The organism is Nocardiopsis moroccensis (assembly GCF_055763695.1).
This window is the reverse complement of the sequence record NZ_CP199747.1, coordinates 2,654,634-2,672,243: the sequence shown is the minus strand read 5'-3', so window position 1 is coordinate 2,672,243 and position 17,610 is coordinate 2,654,634. Positions and strand designations below refer to the sequence as shown.

Annotated in this window: 14 protein-coding genes; all 14 read left to right on the top strand. The window is 71.3% G+C overall.

Going from position 1 to position 17,610, the window contains the following annotated elements; translation table 11 throughout:
* Nucleotides 1–347: 347 nt before the first annotated feature.
* The 14 genes from ruvX (at nucleotide 348) to argC (ending at nucleotide 17,587) form a co-directional block, all read left to right on the top strand.
* Nucleotides 348–836 carry a Holliday junction resolvase RuvX gene (gene ruvX, locus ACUKCB_RS11855; protein ID WP_473040559.1) on the top strand — a complete coding sequence of 163 codons (489 nt, stop codon included), beginning with the start codon at nucleotides 348–350 and terminating at the stop codon, nucleotides 834–836.
* The gene (gene mltG / locus ACUKCB_RS11850; protein WP_473040558.1) at nucleotides 833–3,223 is read left to right on the top strand and encodes an endolytic transglycosylase MltG; all 2,391 of its coding nucleotides are present in this window, start codon (nucleotides 833–835) and stop codon (nucleotides 3,221–3,223) included. The genes ruvX and mltG overlap by 4 nt, the downstream gene beginning before the upstream one ends.
* On the top strand, nucleotides 3,223–4,059 hold the full coding sequence (locus ACUKCB_RS11845; protein ID WP_473040557.1) for a shikimate dehydrogenase: 837 nt from the start codon (nucleotides 3,223–3,225) through the stop codon (nucleotides 4,057–4,059). Before mltG ends, ACUKCB_RS11845 begins: the two co-directional genes overlap by 1 nt.
* A 430-nt stretch (nucleotides 4,060–4,489) precedes the next feature.
* Entirely contained in the window at nucleotides 4,490–5,038 is a 549-nt protein-coding gene (gene infC, locus ACUKCB_RS11840) for a translation initiation factor IF-3 (protein ID WP_229826313.1), read from the top strand.
* Between the two features lie 184 nt (nucleotides 5,039–5,222).
* On the top strand, nucleotides 5,223–5,417 hold the full coding sequence (gene rpmI / locus ACUKCB_RS11835) for a 50S ribosomal protein L35 (RefSeq protein ID WP_191273593.1): 195 nt from the start codon (nucleotides 5,223–5,225) through the stop codon (nucleotides 5,415–5,417).
* Nucleotides 5,418–5,587: 170 nt separating this feature from the next.
* A complete protein-coding gene (gene rplT, locus ACUKCB_RS11830; RefSeq protein WP_191273595.1) occupies nucleotides 5,588–5,959 on the top strand; it encodes a 50S ribosomal protein L20 in 372 nt (123 codons plus the stop codon).
* 25 nt (nucleotides 5,960–5,984) lie between these two features.
* Entirely contained in the window at nucleotides 5,985–6,833 is an 849-nt protein-coding gene (locus ACUKCB_RS11825; protein WP_473040556.1) for a TrmH family RNA methyltransferase, read from the top strand.
* Nucleotides 6,834–7,378: 545 nt separating this feature from the next.
* Nucleotides 7,379–8,617, top strand: coding sequence for a sensor histidine kinase (locus ACUKCB_RS11820; protein WP_473040555.1), 1,239 nt, complete (start codon nucleotides 7,379–7,381; stop codon nucleotides 8,615–8,617).
* A gap of 185 nt (nucleotides 8,618–8,802) precedes the next feature.
* Nucleotides 8,803–9,921, top strand: a complete 1,119-nt coding sequence (gene pheS / locus ACUKCB_RS11815; protein WP_473040554.1) for a phenylalanine--tRNA ligase subunit alpha — start codon at nucleotides 8,803–8,805, stop codon at nucleotides 9,919–9,921.
* Nucleotides 9,921–12,410 (top strand): phenylalanine--tRNA ligase subunit beta, encoded by a 2,490-nt coding sequence (gene pheT, locus ACUKCB_RS11810; RefSeq protein WP_473040553.1) that lies wholly within the window; start codon nucleotides 9,921–9,923, stop codon nucleotides 12,408–12,410. Before pheS ends, pheT begins: the two co-directional genes overlap by 1 nt.
* Nucleotides 12,411–12,891: 481 nt before the next feature.
* Nucleotides 12,892–14,118, top strand: coding sequence for an aminotransferase family protein (locus tag ACUKCB_RS11805; RefSeq protein ID WP_473040552.1), 1,227 nt, complete (start codon nucleotides 12,892–12,894; stop codon nucleotides 14,116–14,118).
* Between the two features lie 196 nt (nucleotides 14,119–14,314).
* Nucleotides 14,315–14,809 carry a MarR family winged helix-turn-helix transcriptional regulator gene (locus ACUKCB_RS11800; RefSeq protein ID WP_473040551.1) on the top strand — a complete coding sequence of 165 codons (495 nt, stop codon included), beginning with the start codon at nucleotides 14,315–14,317 and terminating at the stop codon, nucleotides 14,807–14,809.
* A 196-nt stretch (nucleotides 14,810–15,005) separates the two neighbouring features.
* Nucleotides 15,006–16,427 (top strand): NAD(P)/FAD-dependent oxidoreductase, encoded by a 1,422-nt coding sequence (locus tag ACUKCB_RS11795; RefSeq protein WP_473040550.1) that lies wholly within the window; start codon nucleotides 15,006–15,008, stop codon nucleotides 16,425–16,427.
* Nucleotides 16,428–16,558: 131 nt separating this feature from the next.
* Nucleotides 16,559–17,587 carry an N-acetyl-gamma-glutamyl-phosphate reductase gene (gene argC / locus ACUKCB_RS11790; protein WP_473040549.1) on the top strand — a complete coding sequence of 343 codons (1,029 nt, stop codon included), beginning with the start codon at nucleotides 16,559–16,561 and terminating at the stop codon, nucleotides 17,585–17,587.
* Nucleotides 17,588–17,610: the final 23 nt, after the last annotated feature.

Here is a 17,610-nt window from a genome sequence, read left to right as displayed (position 1 = left end):
GGAGCCGTGCCAGGGCGCCCAAGGTTGCCCCAACGTCCTACCGGAGTGGCTTACACTCTGACGGTACGTGCCCAGATCCGGGCCCCGTCGCGGCCCGCCCGACACGGAGCACCGCGGCCCCCGGCGGAGCACACCCACGCAGGTGACGAACAGCGATTCTGCGCACCGTCATCGAATCGGGCATACTGTGGCGCGTCACGGCCGAGCACACGGCTCTCTGCGCGGCCCAGCCCGCGATCCACGCTGATGAACAGGACCACCGTGTTGAGGATTTCCCAGCCGCGGTGCCGTGCCCGTACTGGCACAGCCCGCCCGCGAACCGTCCCCGGTCCGGGGGAGACGTCCTCTTGAGGAACGGTGTGCGCCTGGCCGTCGACCCAGGCAACGCCCGCATCGGGGTCGCGGCGAGCGACCCCGGCGGTATGCTCGCCAGCCCGGTGGAGACCGTTCCGCGCGGCAGGGGCGACATCCAGCGGATCGCCCAGCTGGTCCTGGAGCGCGAGGCGCGTGAGGTCGTTGTGGGCTACCCCGCCTCGCTGTCCGGCGGCGAAGGGCCGGCCGCCAGGTCCGCCCGGGAGTTCGCCGGTACGCTCGCCAAGCTCCTGCACCCCGTGCCCGTCCGGTTGGTAGACGAACGACTCACCACCGTGACCGCCCAGGGCCAACTCCTCTCCGGTGCCTCCTTCGGCAAGAAGGGCGCCAGGGGCGGCAGGGCCCGCCGCTCGGTCATCGACCAGGCAGCCGCCACGGTCCTCCTCCAGAGCGCTTTGGACCAGGAACGGTCAACAGGCCATCCCCCGGGCGAGATCGTCCGCTCCAGCCAGGGAGACTCATGAACGACAGGGATGACTACCCCGACAATCCCTATCGTGGGCGTGCCGACCGCGAAGGCGGTTACGACTACGACCCGCTGTCCGACCCGCTGCCCGCGCAGCCGCCGCCGCGTGGGCGCCGGGCACGCCCGGAACCTCCGTCCGCCCCCTGGCCGGAGCAGCCGGACACCGGTGAGTTCGGACACACCGGACCCTTCACCGGGGAGTTCCGCACCCCCCGGTACGCCCCCCCGCCCTCCGGGGAGTTCGACCCGCAGGGCCGGCCCGGGCGCCGCCGCAGAGCCGAACCGCCCGCGGACGAGGCGCCGTGGACCGGAGAGCGGCCGACGGCGCCGCCCCGGCGTTCGGGCGCGGCCGAAGCGCTACGGGGCAGTCGTGCCGCCCGCGGCGGGGGACAGGACCCCCAGCGGTCCGGGGCGGGTTCCCCATCGGACACCGGCAGCCATCAGCGCCCGGGCGGCGACCCGACCCAGGAGGCGCTCGCCGCCCTGGCCAACCTGGGCGGCGCCCCCAGTGCCCCCACTGCCCCCGGTGACCTCGGCGCTCATGGTGACCCCGGCGCTTTCGGCGGCCCAGGCGGTTCCGGCGAGCGCGGGTACGGCCAGGCCGAGGAGCCGTCCCACGAGGAACCGCCCCGCAGGGCCCGGCGCGCCCGCGCCGAGGAACCGGCGGAGCCGCGCTCGCCCCTGTGGGACGACGACTCCGACGAACCGATCCCCGCCTTCCTGGCCGACGAGCCCGAGGAGGAGCCCAGGGGCCGCCGCGCTCGCCGCAAACGGGCCAGGGGGGCCGAGGAGGAGCCCGCGCGCGACACCGGTTCCTTCGAGGCCCCGCTGGACGAGGCACCCGCCGGTCGTCGCGGCGGCCGTCGCCGTTCCCGCCGTGCGGCCGCCGAGGAGCCCGCCAACACCGGCGCGTTCCGCGCCTCGCCTCCGCAGGACGAGGAGCCCTCCGGTCGCGGGGGCCGTCGCCGTTCCCGCCGCGCGGCGGCCGAGGAGCCCGCCGACACCGGATCCTTCGCCGAGGCCCCCGCGGACCCGCCCGAGCCCGAGGAGGAGCCCGCGCGCGACACCGGTTCCTTCGAGGCCCCGTTGGAGGAGGCACCCGCCGGTCGTCGCGGCGGTCGCCGCCGTGCCCGCCGTTCCCGCCGCGGCGCGCCCGACCCCGAGCCCCCGGTGGAGGACGAGGCCGAGGACGAGGAGGACCTCTACGAGGAGGAGCGGCTGGAGGACATTGCGGCCGCCTACGGCAACAGCCGCGCCAACCGCAAGCGAGCCAGGAGGGCCAAGGCCGCACAGGCGGCCCGGCGTGCCGCGGGCAGACCCCGCAGGCGCAGGAGCAAGGGCCTGATGGTCCTGCTCGCCCTGGTCCTGATGCTCGTGGTGGCCGGCGGCGGATACGGGGTCATGCGCACCTACGTGTTCCCGGCCGACCACGAGGGCGAGGGCGAGGGCGAGGTCGTCTTCACCATCGAGGAGGGCGAGAGCGGCACCGCCATCGCCCAGCGCCTGGTGGACCAGGACGTCGTCGCCAGCGTGCGGGCCTTCACCAACGCGCTCGACGCGATGCCCGAGGACGAGCTGGGTGACGGCCTGGTGCCCGGCACCTACTCCCTGGCCGAGAACATGAGCGGCCAGAGCGCGGTGACGGCCCTGCTCGACCCGGCGAACAGGCTCGGCGGAGGGATCACCATCCGGGAGGGCCTGCGTTCCGAACAGGTTCTGGAGCACCTGGCCGACAACACGGGCCTGACCCTGGACGAACTCCAGGAGGCCTACGCCCAGACGGACGAGCTCGGTCTGCCCGAGTACGCGACGGAGGGCCCCGCGGGCTACCTGTTCCCGGCCACGTACGAGTTCGAGCCCGGCACCGAGGCCCTGTCGATGCTGCGCACCATGGTCACCCAGCACCGACAGGTCGCGGCGGAGGTCGATCTGGAGGGCAGGGCCGCCGCACTCGGCTACGACGCCAACGAGATCATGGCGATCGCCTCCATCGTCCAGGCCGAGAGCGGCGGGGCCGAGGACATGCCCAAGATCTCCCGGGTGGTCCACAACCGCCTGGACATCGACATGGCGCTCCAGATGGACAGCACGTGCTTCTACGCGATCGGGGAGTACGGCATCGCGCTCAACAACGAGCAGCTGGCCGCCTGTGAGGCCGACACCAGCGGGTTCGACACCTATCACAAGCCCGGTCTCATCCCGGGGCCGTTCGTGGCCCCGGGGCAGGACGCCATCGAGGCGGCCCTGGACCCGGCCGAGGGCGAGTGGCTGTACTTCGTGGCCACCGACCCGGAGAACGGCGTCACCGAGTTCGCCGAGACCCACGAGGAGTTCGAGGTCCTCAAGGAGCGCTTCGAGGAGACCTGGGGCGGTGGTGGGGACTGATGCGCGCCGCGGTCCTGGGCTCGCCGGTGGCCCACTCCCTCTCACCGGTCCTGCACTCCGCGGCCTACGAGGCCATGGGGCTGCGGGACTGGTCCTACGGGTTGTTCGAATGCGACGAGAAGGATCTGGCGCCCTTCCTCGACGGGCTGGACCCGGCCGAGTGGGCCGGGCTCTCCCTGACCATGCCGCTCAAGCGCCGGGCCATGGAGCTGGCCGCCGAGGTCGAGGACCTGGCCGCGGCGGTCGGCGGGGCCAACACCCTCGTCCGGCGGGGCACGGGCTGGGCGGCCCGTAACACGGACGTGGCGGGGATCGCCGAGGCCCTGACCGAGGCCGGGGCCGGTACCCCGCGCGACGCGGTCGTCCTGGGCGCGGGAGCCACCGCGGCCTCCGCCCTCGCGGCTCTGCGGGAACTGGGAACGCCCGGCCCGGTCACCGTCCTGGCCCGCGACACCGCGCGCACCGGCGAGGTCACCGCGGCGGCCGAGCGCCTGGGCCGTCCGGTGCGGGTGGCGCCGCTGGCGGAGATCGCCCGGCACCTGGACGTGGACCTCGTACTCTCCACCCTGCCCTCGGGGGCGGCGGACGCGCACGCCGAGCAGCTCGCGGCCTCCCGGGCCGACCTGTTCGATGTGATCTACGACCCCTGGCCCACCGCGGCCGCCAGGGCGGTGGCGGCCCGCGGCGGACGCGTGGTCGGCGGTTTCCCGATGCTGCTGCACCAGGCCGTCGCCCAGGTGAGGCTGATGACCGGGACCGAGGACGTCCCGGTCGGGGCCATGCGGGCCGCGGGCAAGGCGGAGTTGGCCCGGCGCTCCGCGTCGGCCGGCTCCTGACCCGGAGGGCTCGGTGGTCAGCCGGTCGCTGGGCCCTGCTATATTGGACGTAATCGACTTGGTCCGGTGTGCTCCGCACACCGGCAGCCGCAAGCGGAGATGATCCTCCCACCTACCGGGCCCCGCCCGTGTGGGTCCCGGTCAGACGATGGGCGTACCGCGCCGTGTTCGCCGGTCTCCCCTGCAGGGGTGTCCGCGGAACGTGTGGGGTCTCCGTCGTGAATATCCGGTCGGATCACCCCGCTTGCACACGCTGGCGGGGTTTTCGCTTTTTGGTGAGATCCCAACGCGGGCGGGTGGCCTGAACAAGCACGGGCGACCCGGTCGAACAGGCCGACCACCACACGGTGGACGGCCGGTCCCAGGTAATCCGAGAAAGCTAGGGAGGGGTCTCATCAGCACAGAGCCCCGCATCAATGACCGTATCCGGGTGCCCGAGGTCCGACTTGTCGGACCCAACGGTGAGCAGGTCGGAATCGTCTCCGTGCAGGACGCCCTGCGTCTCGCCCAGGAGTCGGACCTCGACCTCGTCGAGGTCGCGCCGACCGCGCGCCCGCCGGTCGCGAAGCTGATGGACTACGGCAAGTTCAAGTACGAGTCCGCGGTCAAGGCCCGTGAGTCGCGCAAGAACCAGTCGAACACGATCATCAAGGAGATCAAGCTCCGCCCGAAGATCGATCCGCACGACTACGAGACCAAGAAGGGTCACGTCGTCCGGTTCCTCAAGAGCGGGGACAAGGTCAAGGTGACGATCATGTTCCGTGGTCGTGAGCAGTCCCGTCCCGAGCTCGGGCGCAGGCTGCTGGCGCGGTTGGCCCAGGACGTCCAGGATCTTGGCACGGTCGAGTCCCAGCCCAAGCAGGACGGCCGCAACATGGTCATGGTGATCGGTCCGCACAAGCGGCGTTCCGAGCACAAGGCCGAGGCCCGTGCCGCGGCGGGGGACAAGACCCGCCGCGAAGAGCGCGACCAGGCGTAGGCGCCAGGGGAAGTCCCCCACCGCCCGGCCGTCGCGAAGGCGGAACCGGGCGGTGGGGCGGGCTGTGCGCGAACAGCCTGTGATGCACCGGTGTGCGACGCAGATCCCGCCGTAGCAGCGGAACAACCGCGTCACCCGTCAGCCGAGACGGGGGCGCGCCGACGGAGTAGGAGACGACGGCGACATGCCGAAGAACAAGTCCCACAGCGGAGCCAAGGACCGTTTCAAGGTCACCGGATCCGGCAAGATCATGCGCCGCCGTGCCAACAAGAACCACATCCTTGAGCACAAGACCTCCAAGCGCAAGCGCAAGCTGGGCAACGAGGCCGTGCTCTCCCCGGCTGACACCAAGGGCATCAAGAAGCTCCTGGGCAAGTAAACACCGGAGAACCTCCCGTCCTCCTCGGCAGTTGCCCGTGCGTCCGACCAGGTCGGCGCGCGCCAGGCGCTCGGAGGACGACCACCTGAAGCGAACACGGCCGCCGGGCCCGTCCTGGCCGGACCGGTCGGCGCGCCGTGCGCGCCGGAAGAACCAATGAGGGAGTCACTGTGGCACGCGTGAAGCGGGCTCTCAACGCCAAGAAGAAGCGCAAGGTCGTTCTCGACCGGGCCAGTGGTTACCGCGGGCAGCGCTCGCGTCTGTACCGCAAGGCCAAGGAGCAGATGCTCCACTCGATGACCTACTCCTACCGGGACCGCAAGGACCGCAAGGGGCAGTTCCGTCGTCTGTGGATTCAGCGGATCAACGCCGCCTCCCGCGCTCACGGCCTGACCTACAACCGTCTCATCCAGGGTCTGAAGCTGGCCGAGATCGAGGTCGACCGTCGCATGCTGGCCGAGCTGGCCGTCAACGACGAGGCCGCCTTCGCCGCGCTCGTGGAGAAGGCCAAGCAGGCCCTTCCCACCTCCGCCGCGGCCTAGCGGGCACAGAAGCAGACAGGTAGCGATGGCGAGCCACGAGTTCACGAGTGTCCGGTCACCCAGGATCAAGGGGGTTCGGCGGCTCGCCAAGCGCACCTTCCGCCAGCGTGAGCGGCGCTTCCTCGCGGAGGGGCCGCAGGCTGTACGGGAGGCACTGGCCGCCGTCAACGGCGGCGACGGGCGGTCCCCCTACGGTGGGGCCGCCCACGGTGTCGTCGAGGTCTACGCCACGGCGGAGGCCATGCGGCGCCACATCGACCTCATGGACGCCGCCCACACCGCGGGCGTGCCCACCCACCGGGTCAGTCTCGACGTCATGTCCGAACTGGCGCAGACCATCACCCCACAGGGGATCATCGCGGTCTGCGAGTTCGTCGACGTGCCCCTGGAGAGCGTCACCGACGTGCGGCTCGCCGTCGTCCTCTCCCACGTGCGCGACCCCGGCAACGCCGGAACGGTCCTGCGCACCGCCGACGCGGCCGGAGCCGACGTCGTCATCTTCACCGACGCCTCGGTCGACCCCTACAACGGCAAGTGTGTGCGGGCCTCCGCCGGGAGCCTGTTCCACCTGCCCGTGGTGGTGGGTGTACCGGCGGCCCGGGCGGTCGACTTCCTGCACGGCACCGGGGCCCGGGTCTGGGCCGCCGACGGGGGCGGGGACCGGGACCTCCACCAGCTCGCCGACGACGGTGACCTGGACGGCCCGGTGGGCTGGGTCTTCGGCAACGAGGCCTGGGGCCTGCCCGAGGAGATCGTGCGGTTGACCGACGGCGCGGTCAGCGTTCCGATCTACGGCGGGGCCGAAAGCCTGAATCTGGCCACGGCCGCCGCGGTCTGCCTGTACACGACCGCGAGGCAGCAGCGCCGCCCCTGAGGCCGTCCCGCGACCGCCCGAGGTCGTTCCCGCATGTCGTGGGCACCCTGGAGGCAATCACTCTCAGTGATTATTTTTCTCTCGGCCCAGGTCGGGCCGTGGGGGGTGTACACGCTCGGTAACAGGTTGTCTCAACCATCCGAAATGCACGTGCACGGGCTTCGAGTGTCGATAGGGTCGGACCGTACCACCGCGGTTCATGCGGATCCGGCGTGGGCGCCCTCACCCGACCCGTGTCACGGGTAGGGCGGTGCGCAGGGCCGTGGTGCCCCGGCAGGCTTGGCGACAGGGTGTGAGCACACGGTGCTCCCGGACCGGACGCGGGCAGACCGGGGCGGCGCCTTCGGGCCGATGACGGTGCGGTGGTGCCGGTCAGCCCGGCTCCGCCCGCGCCGCCGTATCCCGGGTCATCAGGCGTACCAGGTGGGAGTGCAGGGTAGGTCTGCGGTGGTGTTCGGGGGAGAGGTACGACGGACATCACCGGTCAGCGATCCCGACCCAGGAGTCCTGTGGTCGCGGACCTTCGGAGGGGAGCGGGGAGAGGCGTGGGCAGCGGCCGGCAGGTGGGCCAACCGGCGGAGGACTCCGACGGTGCGGCGGCGCAACCCTCACGAACCCCCGTTCCCGAGGTCGAACCCACCGCCGACGACTCCGCCGGACGGGACAGGACCACGGAGCCGGAGAGCCGGTCCGGGGGCCAGCACGGCCCCGCACCCGCCCTCTGGGACGTCGACTCCGCCCTCGCCGGGGGGGCCGGCCCCTCCCTGCACGCCGACGACCTGCCCGACGGGGTGGTCGTCGCGGACGCCAGGGGCCGGGTCGTCCTTTTCAACGTCCAGGCCGCCCAGCTCACCGGGGTCCCGGCCGAGTCGGCGCTCGGCCGCGACTACCGTGCCGTACTGCCCCTCAACGGACTCGACGGCAACGACTGGTGGGAGTCCAGCGACCCCTACGGCGGCGACCGGGATCGCACCCGCCAGCCCGAACGGGTGCTCTGCCTGCCGGACGAACGCGAGATCCTCGTCGCCGCCCGTTACGTGCGGGCCCGGCCCGGGGGTGCGCTCGTCCGCCTCGTCGTCACCCTCAGGGACGCCTCCGCACGGGCCGAGCGCTCCCGGGCCGATCTCGTCTCCGAAGTCGCCCACGAGCTGCGCTCCCCGCTGACCAGTGTGAAGGGCTTCACCTCCACCCTGCTCAACAAGTGGGAGCGGCTTTCCGACAAGCAGAAGCTGTTCATGCTGGAAACGGTCAATGCCGACGCCGACCGCGTCACCCGGCTCATCCACGACCTGCTGGACGTCTCCCGAATCGAGTCCGGGCGGCTGGAGGTACGCCGCCAGGTCGTCGACCTGCCCGCCATGGTGCGCCGCGTCGTCGCCAGCCGCGTCGCCTCCGGCGAGGCCGAGGAGCGTTTCCGGGTCGAAGCCCACGGCGAGCTCCCCCAGATGTGGCTGGACGCCGACAAACTCGAACAGATCCTCGTCAACCTCGTGGAAAACGGGGTGCGGCACGGCGCTGGTACTGTCAGTATCGTGATCGAGCCGTGTGAAGGAGGAGCAGCGGTGTCGGTGCGCGACGAAGGCCAGGGCATAGCACCCGAGACCATTCCGCGCGTCTTCCGCCAGTTCTGGCGCAGCAAGCGCCGTGGCGGAACCGGCCTCGGACTGTTCATCGTCAAGGGCCTCGTCGAGGCCCACGGCGGCACGATCACCGTCGGACGCGCCCCCAACGGCGGCGCCGAGTTCCGATTTACCATGCCCGCCGGGACCCCCGAGTTCGTCTGAGCCCTCAGAACCCTCGGCCTCCCCGGCGGGCTGCACGCGGCATGTCCCGGACCCCGCGACGGACCCTTCCCGGGCTGCCCGAAAACCGCCTGTGCTTTTCCTGTCGGCTTCGTCCGCCCTGTGGCGGACCGTGACTGCCGTCCCGCACCCCTGATCGGGGAGTGGTGGCGGCGAGGCAACCAACCATGTCTGCACCGAACAATTCCTTCGATCCGGTCGAGGTGACCCCCCTGCACCCCGACGAGGTCGCCCGCATGCGCGAGGAGGCGCTGGCCGCCATCGAGGCCGCCGCCGACCTCGCCGAACTCAAGGAGGTCCGGCTCGCGCACGCCTCGGACCGCTCCCCGCTGGCCCTGGCCAACCGGGAGATCGGCGCACTGCCCCCGGCCGCCAAGGCCGATGCCGGCAAGCGTGTCGGCGGAGCCCGGCGCGACGTCGGGCAGGCGCTCAAGGCCCGCCAGGCGGTCCTGGAGGCCGAGCGCGATGAGCGTGTCCTGGTGGAGGAGCGCGTCGACGTCACCCTCCCCTGGGATCGCGCTCCCCGCGGCGCCCGCCACCCCCTGACCACGATCGCCGAACGTATGGCCGACGTGTTCGTCGGAATGGGCTTCGAGGTGGCGGAGGGGCCCGAGGTCGAGGCGGAGTGGTTCAACTTCGACGCGCTCAACTTCCAGCCCGACCACCCGGCCCGCACCATGCAGGACACCTTCTTCGTGGAGGGCCCCGAGGGCGGTGAGTCCGGCCTGGTCATGCGGACCCACACCTCCCCGGTGCAGGTCCGCGCGCTGCTCTCGCGGGAGCTCCCGGTGTACGTGGTCGCGCCCGGCAAGACCTTCCGTACCGACGAGCTCGACGCCACCCACACCCCGGTCTTCCATCAGCTGGAGGGCCTGGTCGTGGACAGGGGCATCACCATGGCCCACCTGCGCGGCGCCATCGACACCTTCGTCGAGTCCTTCTTCGGCGAGGCCCTGCGGACCCGGTTCCGCGCCTCCTACTTCCCGTTCACCGAGCCCTCCGCCGAGGTGGACATGGAGTGCTTCGTGTGCCACGGCAGGTCGGTGGGCAACCCCGACGAGTCGTGCCGCACCTGCTCCAGCGAGGGCTGGATCGAGATCGGCGGCTGCGGTGTGGTCAACCCGCGAGTGCTGACCGCTGCGGGCGTGGACACCGAGGTCTACAGCGGCTGGGCCTTCGGCCTGGGAATCGAACGAACACTGATGTTCGCGCACGGCGTGCGCGACATGCGCGACATGGTCGAGGGTGACGTGCGCTTCACCTCGGCCTTCGGGAGTGAGATCTGATGCGTGTTCCCATGACCTGGCTGCGCGAGTACGTCGAGCTCCCCGCCGACGTCACCGCCCGCGAGCTGGCCTCCCGCCTGACCCTGGCGGGTCTGGAGGTCGAGACCGTCGACGAGCTCGGCGCCGACCTGACCGGACCCGTCGTCTTCGGCCGGGTGCTGGAGATCGAGGAGCTCACGGGGTTCAAGAAGCCCATCCGCTACTGCAGGGTCGACGTCGGACAGGCCAACGGCACCGGCGAACCGCAGGAGATCGTCTGCGGAGCCCGCAACTTCGCCGAGGGCGACCTGGTCGTCGTCTCCCTGCCCGGGGCCGAGCTGCCCGGCGGGTTCCGGATCGGCGCCCGCAAGACCTACGGGAAGATGTCGGCCGGCATGATCTGCTCGGCCACCGAACTCGGCCTGTGGGAGGACCACACCGGCATCGTCGTCCTGCCCGAGGGCTTCGGTGAGGTCGGCACGGACGCGATCGGGGCGCTCGGCCTGCGCGAGGACGTGCTCGACATCGCGGTCACCCCCGACCGCGGCTACGCGCTGTCCATGCGCGGCGTGGCCCGCGACACCGCGGCCCTGTACCAGGTCGACTTCCGCGACCCCGCCGAGGTCGACGTCGCCGAACCGGCCGGCCCCGGCCACCCCGCCGCCATCGCCGACCCCGCCCTGGCGGACCGGATCGTGCTGCGCGGCGCCACCGGGTTCGATCCCGAGGCGCCCACCCCGTTGTGGATGAAGCGCCGCCTGCACCAGAGCGGGGTGCGCCCCGTCTCCCTGGCCGTCGACGTCACCAACTACGTGATGCTCGAACTCGGCCAGCCGCTGCACGCCTGGGACCGCGACCGCCTCACCGGAACCCTCACCGTGCGCGCCGCCGAGGCGGGCGAGAAACTGGAGACCCTGGACCACGTCCAGCGCTCCCTGGACCCCGACGACATCGTCATCGCCGACGAGACCGGCTCCCAGGCGGTCGCCGGTGTGATGGGCGGCCTGGACACCGAGATCGGTCTGTCCTCCAACGCCGTGCTGGTGGAGGCGGCGCACTTCGATCCCCGGCACATCGCCCGGGCCTCGCGCCGCCACCAGCTCTCCTCGGAGGCTTCCCGCCGTTTCGAGCGGGGGATCGACTCCCGGGCGCAGTTGGCGGCCGCCACCCGCGCGGTGGAGCTGCTCGCCGAACTGGGCGGGGCGGACGTCGAGACGGCCTACACCGACGTCAGTCTTCCGGTGGAGCCGACCAGGATCACGATCCGCACCGGTCACGCCGGTGCTGTCGCCGGGGTCGACTACCCCGAGGGCACCACCGAGCGGTGGCTGCGCGCCGTCGGCTGCTCCTTCGAGGCCGACGGTGACGTTCTCACGGTGACCCCGCCGTCCTGGCGGCCGGACCTGACCGACCCCAACGACCTCGCCGAGGAGGTCATCCGGCTGGAGGGGTACGAGAACATCCCCTCGATCGGGTTCAAGGGCTTCGGCCGCGGCCTGACCGGGAGCCAGCGCCTGCGCCGGGCCGTGGGCCGGACTCTGGCCGCGAGCGGCCACAACGAAGTGCTCACCTACCCCTTCCTGGGTGAGCGCGACCTCGACGGGCTCCAGTTGGCGGCCGACGACCCGCGCCGGGTCAGCATGCGTCTGGCCAACCCGCTCAACGACGAGGAGCCGCTGCTGCGCACCACGCTGCTGCCGGGGATGTTCCAGGCCCTGGCGCGCAACGTCGGCCGCGGCCTCAACGACGTCGCCCTCTTCGAGATGGGTCTGGTCTACCTGCCCAGGGCCGGGGCCGGTCGGGCCCCGCTGCTGCCGGTGGACCGCGGTCCCAGCGCCGAAGAACTGGAGCTGGTCGACGCCGCCCTGCCGGAGCAGCCGCGCCGCGTGGGTGTTGTGCTCTCCGGTGCCGCCGAGCACGCGGGCTGGTGGGGTCCGGGCCGGGAGGCCGGATGGGCCGACGCGATCCAGGCCGTCCGTGACGTCGCCCGGGTGGCCGGGGTGGACCTGGAGGTCGAGGCCGCCCAGTACGCCCCCTGGCATCCGGGTCGCTGCGCGGCGCTGTTCGTGCGGGTGGAGGGCGAGCGCGTCCTGGTCGGACACGCCGGTGAACTGCATCCGCGCACGGTCAAGGCCTTCGGGCTGCCCGAGCGCAGCGCCGCGGCGGAGTTCGACCTCGACCTGGTCGAGCGGGCACGCACCAAGGTCACCGCCCCCGAGGTGTCCGCCTACCCGGTGGCCACCCAGGACGTGGCCCTGGTCGTCGACGCCTCGGTCCCGGTCGGCGAGGTCAGCGCGGCCCTGGCGGAGGGCGCCGGGGAGCTGTTGGAGAGCGTGCGGCTGTTCGACGTCTACACCGGCGAGCAGGTCGGGGAGGGGCGCAAATCCGTCGCCTTCGCCCTGCGGTTCCGTGCCGGTGACCGGACGCTGACGGCGGAGGAGGCCGGTGCCGCCCGTGACGCCGCCGTGGCCCTGGCCACCGAACGGACGGGCGCGGTCCTGCGCGGCTAGCCCGGGAAACACACTGTTGACACGGTGGCGGGGCGGGTTTCTTCTCCGGAGGAGGCCCGCCCCGCCACCGTGTGTCGGGAGGATGTCCCGGGAGCCGCCCACCCTGGCCCGGAAGCCTCCGCAGAGCCCGGTGTGTTGCGAAACAGTGGGTCTCGGGTCCCGGATTCCAAGAAAATTATCGGGCTGTCTTTCCAGCGCAGTAGGGGTTTTGGTGCGAAGAGCCGAGGGTAGCCGGAATGAAGTTTGGGTTTCGGGGCATGAAAGCTCGTTTTGGCTCTTGCTGCGGAGCGTCCCTAGAACTTAGCCTGCAGTTAGCTGCCACAACCTGGGCGCCCGGGTGAGGGTCAGATCCGTTTTCCGCTGCGCGCTCTCGCGCATGTCACGGCTCGGAGGTCGCCATATGACCGAAACGGTTGTCTCGTCCGCGCTCACTCCCAAGGAACACCGGGAGCCCAGCCGTCTTTGGCATACCTTCTGCGATATGAACACCGTGGCCAAGGGCCCGGAGTTCGTGGTGGCCCGCGCCGAGGGTGCGTGGCTCTGGGACCAGTTCGGTGACCGCTACCTCGACGGTACGGCCAGCCTCTGGTACTGCAACGTCGGCCACGGCCGCGCCGAGATCGCGGACGCGGTCCACCGTCAGATGAGCACCCTGGACGCCTACACCGTCTACGGGGACTTCGCGAACGTACCCGCCATGGAGCTCAGCGAGCGCCTGGCCGCGCACGCGCCGGTCCAGGACCCGCGTGTCATCCTCACCTGCGGGGGCGGCGAGTCGATCGACACGGCCGCCAAGCTCGCCCGCAGCTACTGGGTCACCCAGGGACAGCCCGGTCGCCAGCACCTGATCAGTCGGACCGGGGGCTACCACGGCCTCAACGGGTTCGGGACCAGCATCATCGGGATGGAGCGCTTCCGTACCGGTTACGGCAAGCTCATCGAGGACACCTCCGTGGTGCCGCACGACTCCGCCGCTGCGCTGGAGGCGGAGATCCTGCGGGTCGGCGCGGACCGGGTCGCCGCCTTCTTCGCCGAGCCGGTGATCGGTGCGGGCGGCGTGTTCCTTCCGCCGGAGAACTACTTCACGGACGTGGCGCGCATCTGTCAGAAGTACGGCGTGCTGTTCATCGTGGACAGTGTGATCTGTGGTTTCGCCCGGATGGGGAACTGGTTCGGGATCGAGCGGTTCGGGGTGAACCCGGACATGATCGTCTTCGCCAAGGGCGTTTCCAGCGGATACCTGCCGCTGGGCGGTGTCGTGGTCAGCGGCCGGGTGGCCGACCCGTTCTGGAACGAGGCGGGCAACCCGTTCCTGCACGGGACCACCTACGCGGGACACCCGACGGCCTGTGCGGCGGCCATGGCCAACCTGGACATCCTGGAGCGCGAGGACCTGTTCACCGTCTCCCGCGAGGTGGAGACCCACCTGGACTCGGCGCTGCAGGGCCTGGCCGGCCACCCGCTGGTCGCCGAGGTCCGTTCCGGGGTGGGGGTGATGGGCGCGGTGGAGCTCACCGAGGAGGCCCTCACGGGACGGGGGATCACCACGGCCGAGGTCTTCGCGGAGGCCCGGACGCGCGGGGTCATCGTCCGGCCCGTTCCCAAGGCCCTGCTGGTCTCGCCGCCCCTGATCGTCACCTGGGAGCAGATCGACCATCTGGTGTCCACCCTGTCGGCGGCCCTGGACGCCGTGATGGCCCGTCACTGAGGACGGGGGCCCGGAAGCCGTCCGGGCCCCGTCCGAGAAGCCCTTGTGGGTCCCACCGTTGCCGTGTGCGGCGGTGGGTTTTTTCGTTCCCCCGGGAAACCTCTGTCAAAAATCGCTACCTTAGAGTAATATTTACTGGGAAGATACTTCTTCGGGGGCGGGATGCCTCCCCCGAGGGCACGACAGGGGGCAGGCTATGACCACACGGCCGGGCGGGATCGAGGAGCGCTCAGACGAGGGCGCCGGGCCCAGCGACGACGACCTGATCACGGCCTGGGGCCTGGTGCACGAGGCGATGAACGAGATACAGCCCCGGCTGCTGTACGGGATCACCCCCGACGGCAAGGACATGGCGGGCCCGTGGTTCGAGGTCCTCATCCGTCTCCAGCGCACCCCGGACCACCAGCTGCCGATGAGCCGCCTCGCCCGGGAGGTCAGCCTCAGTACGGGAGGGTTCACCAAGCTGGCGGACCGTCTGGAGAAGGAGGGCTACCTGGAGCGGCACAACTGTTCCAACGACCGCCGCGTCGTCTACGCCACCCTCACCGAGAAGGGGCTCGATTTCATCGGCACGGCCAGGGACCGCCACGTCGAACGGCTGCGAGAGCACGTTCTCGCCCCTCTCGGAGAGGGAGGGGTTCGACAACTCGCCACCATCGCGCGTACGCTCCGTGACAGCTCTCGCGGCTGACCGGAGCTCCAGGATGGAACTGTGCGTAGTCGAATCCCTACCTCCTGGGGGCGATGATCCTCGCGAATGCGTAGAAAACATCCCACGTGCCTTCGTTCCCATGTAGGTTGGCCAGAGGTCGAGGGCCCAACGCGGGGTGGGTCGGGGGCATGAGGTTCCGGGGGGAATGATGAGGCTGTTCACCACTGCTGCCCAGATGAGGCCGATTCCCCGATCCTCGCGTTTCGCCAACGGCGGGGTCTCCTTCTGGTTCCGCGAGGGAGGCCTCCCCGAGCGCAGGGCCCCCCTTCCCGGCGGTGCCGACTACGACGTCTGCATCGTCGGCGCCGGTTACACCGGTCTCTGGACCGCCTACTACCTCAAGAAGGACCAGCCGGACCTGAGGGTGGCCGTCCTCGAGCGGGAGTTCGCCGGCTTCGGCGCCTCCGGTCGTAACGGAGGGTGGTTGTCGGCTGACTTCTCGGGCTCCCGGGAGGACTACGCACGGTCACACGGCAAGGCGGCCATGGTCGCCCTGCAGCGCGCGCTGATGGCCACCGTGGACGAGGTGGTCACGGTCGCCGGGGCCGAGGGGATCGACGCCGACATCGTCAAGGGCGGTATGCGCCTGGTCGCCGCGAACGCAGCCCAGCACGAGCGGCTCGAACGGCAGATCGAGTACCTCCAGGAGTGGGGGTACTGGCCCGACGACATCCACATGGTGGGCCCCGACCACGAGCCCCGGCTCTCCGTGAACGGGGCCGTGGCCTCCGGGTACTCGCCGCACGCCGCGCGCGTCCACCCGGCCAAACTGGTCACCGGCCTGGCCGGAGTGGTCGAGGTGATGGGTGTGGAGATCTTCGAGGACACCGCCGTGACCGAGATCCGGCCCCGGTCGGGCTCCGAACGCCCGGCCGTGGTCACCGAACACGGCACGGTCCACGCCGACCACGTGGTCCGGGCCACCGAGGGCTTCACCTCGACCCTGCGCGGCCAGCGCCGCCGGTGGCGCCCCATGTACTCCTCGATGATCGTCACCGAGCCGATCTCCGCCGAACTGTGGGAGGGCATCGGCTGGGAGGGGCGCGAGGTCCTGGGCGACACCGCGCACTCCTACGTCTACGCCCAGCGCACCGCGGACGACCGCATCGCCATCGGCGGTCGGAGCGGGCCCCAGCGCATCGGCTTCTCCGAGGACAACGAGGGCGCCACCCAGCCCCAGGCCATCGCCGGACTCTGGCGGTCCCTGACCCGGATGTTCCCCGACCTCGTGGACGTGCCGATCGAGCACGCCTGGTCCGGGGTGCTCGGGGTCCCCAGGGACTGGTCCCCCACCGTGAACCTGGACGCCGAGTCCGGCCTGGGCTGGGCCGGCGGTTACGCGGGCAGCGGGGTCGCCACCAGCAACCTGGCCGGGCGTACCCTGCGCGACCTCGTCCTGGGTCGCAGCACCGATCTGACCCGGTTGCCGTGGGTCGGACACGAGGTGCGCGGCTGGGAACCCGAACCGCTGCGCTGGATGGGCACACAGGTCGTGCGCGGCCTCTACCGTACGGCCGACCGCCGCGAGTCCAGGACCGAGGGCAAGGGGCACACCTCCCGCCTGGCCGACCTGGCCACCCGGATGCCGGGCAACTGACACCGCCGGGGCTTCCTCCGCTTCCTGCCGTACTCCGGTCGACCGTTCCGTGGGATTGGCCGCCCCTGCTTGCATAAACTTGCAGAGCCATGCATGATGGTTCAGTCCAAGCGGGAAGAGAGGATCTCACCATGGGATACACAGCGGCCATCGCCGGAGCCAGCGGCTACGCCGGAGGCGAGCTGCTGCGCCTGCTCCTCGGGCACCCGGAGATCGAGATCGGCGCCGTCACCGCCGGAAGCAACGCGGGGACGCCCCTCATCCAGCACCAGCCGCACCTGCTGCCGCTGGCCGACCGGATCCTCGCCCCCACCGACGTCGAGGAGCTCCGCGGACACGACGTCGTCTTCCTCGCCCTTCCGCACGGACAGTCCGCCGACATCGCCCAGCAGCTGGGAGAGGATGTTCTCGTCGTCGACTGCGGCGCCGACTTCCGGCTCAACGACGCCGCCGCCTGGGAACGCTTCTACGGCACACCCCACGCCGGAACCTGGCCCTACGGCCTCCCGGAACTCCCCGGGCAGCGGGAGCGCCTCGCCGGCGCCCGCCGGATCGCCGTCCCCGGCTGCCACGTCACCGTCGCCACCCTCGGCCTCCTCCCCGGACTGGCCCAGCAACTCGTCGAGACCGATCTCACCGTGGTCGCCGTCACCGGGACCTCCGGCGCGGGCAAGGCCCCCAAACCGAACCTGGTCGGCAGCGAGGTCATGGGCGCACTCAGCCCCTACGGGGTCGGCGGAGCGCACCGGCACAACCCGGAGATCGTCCAGAACCTCACCGCCGTCACCGGCGAACCGGTCCGGCTCTCCTTCACCCCGGTCCTGGCCCCCCTGCCCCGCGGCATCCTCGCCACCTGCACCGCGCCCCTCAAACCGGGGACCAGCGCCGACCAGGTCCGCGCGGCCTACGAGACCGCCTACGCCGACGAACCCTTCGTCCACCTCCTCCCCGAGGGCACCTGGCCCAGCACCGCCATGACGGTCGCCGCCAACACCACCCTCGTGCAGGTCACCGTGGACGCCGACGCGGGCCGTATGGTCGCCGTCGCCGCCCTGGACAACCTCACCAAGGGCACCGCGGGCGGCGCGATCCAGAGCACCAACATCGCCCTGGGCCTGCCCGAGGACACCGGCCTCCCGCTCGCCGCGGTCGCGCCCTAGAGAAAGCTGACAGGGGAGAGGCT

What these genes read in the sequence shown, in the direction of transcription:
- ACUKCB_RS11805 (WP_473040552.1), top strand. Translation starts at nt 12,892, where the DNA reads ATGAACACCGTGGCCAAGGGCCCGGAGTTCGTGGTGGCCCGCGCCGAG.
- ACUKCB_RS11800 (WP_473040551.1), top strand. Translation starts at nt 14,315, where the DNA reads ATGACCACACGGCCGGGCGGGATCGAGGAGCGCTCAGACGAGGGCGCC.
- pheT (WP_473040553.1), top strand. Translation starts at nt 9,921, where the DNA reads ATGCGTGTTCCCATGACCTGGCTGCGCGAGTACGTCGAGCTCCCCGCC.
- ACUKCB_RS11795 (WP_473040550.1), top strand. Translation starts at nt 15,006, where the DNA reads ATGAGGCCGATTCCCCGATCCTCGCGTTTCGCCAACGGCGGGGTCTCC.
- rpmI (WP_191273593.1), top strand. Translation starts at nt 5,223, where the DNA reads ATGCCGAAGAACAAGTCCCACAGCGGAGCCAAGGACCGTTTCAAGGTC.
- pheS (WP_473040554.1), top strand. Translation starts at nt 8,803, where the DNA reads ATGTCTGCACCGAACAATTCCTTCGATCCGGTCGAGGTGACCCCCCTG.
- ACUKCB_RS11845 (WP_473040557.1), top strand. Translation starts at nt 3,223, where the DNA reads ATGCGCGCCGCGGTCCTGGGCTCGCCGGTGGCCCACTCCCTCTCACCG.
- argC (WP_473040549.1), top strand. Translation starts at nt 16,559, where the DNA reads ATGGGATACACAGCGGCCATCGCCGGAGCCAGCGGCTACGCCGGAGGC.
- ACUKCB_RS11825 (WP_473040556.1), top strand. Translation starts at nt 5,985, where the DNA reads ATGGCGAGCCACGAGTTCACGAGTGTCCGGTCACCCAGGATCAAGGGG.
- mltG (WP_473040558.1), top strand. Translation starts at nt 833, where the DNA reads ATGAACGACAGGGATGACTACCCCGACAATCCCTATCGTGGGCGTGCC.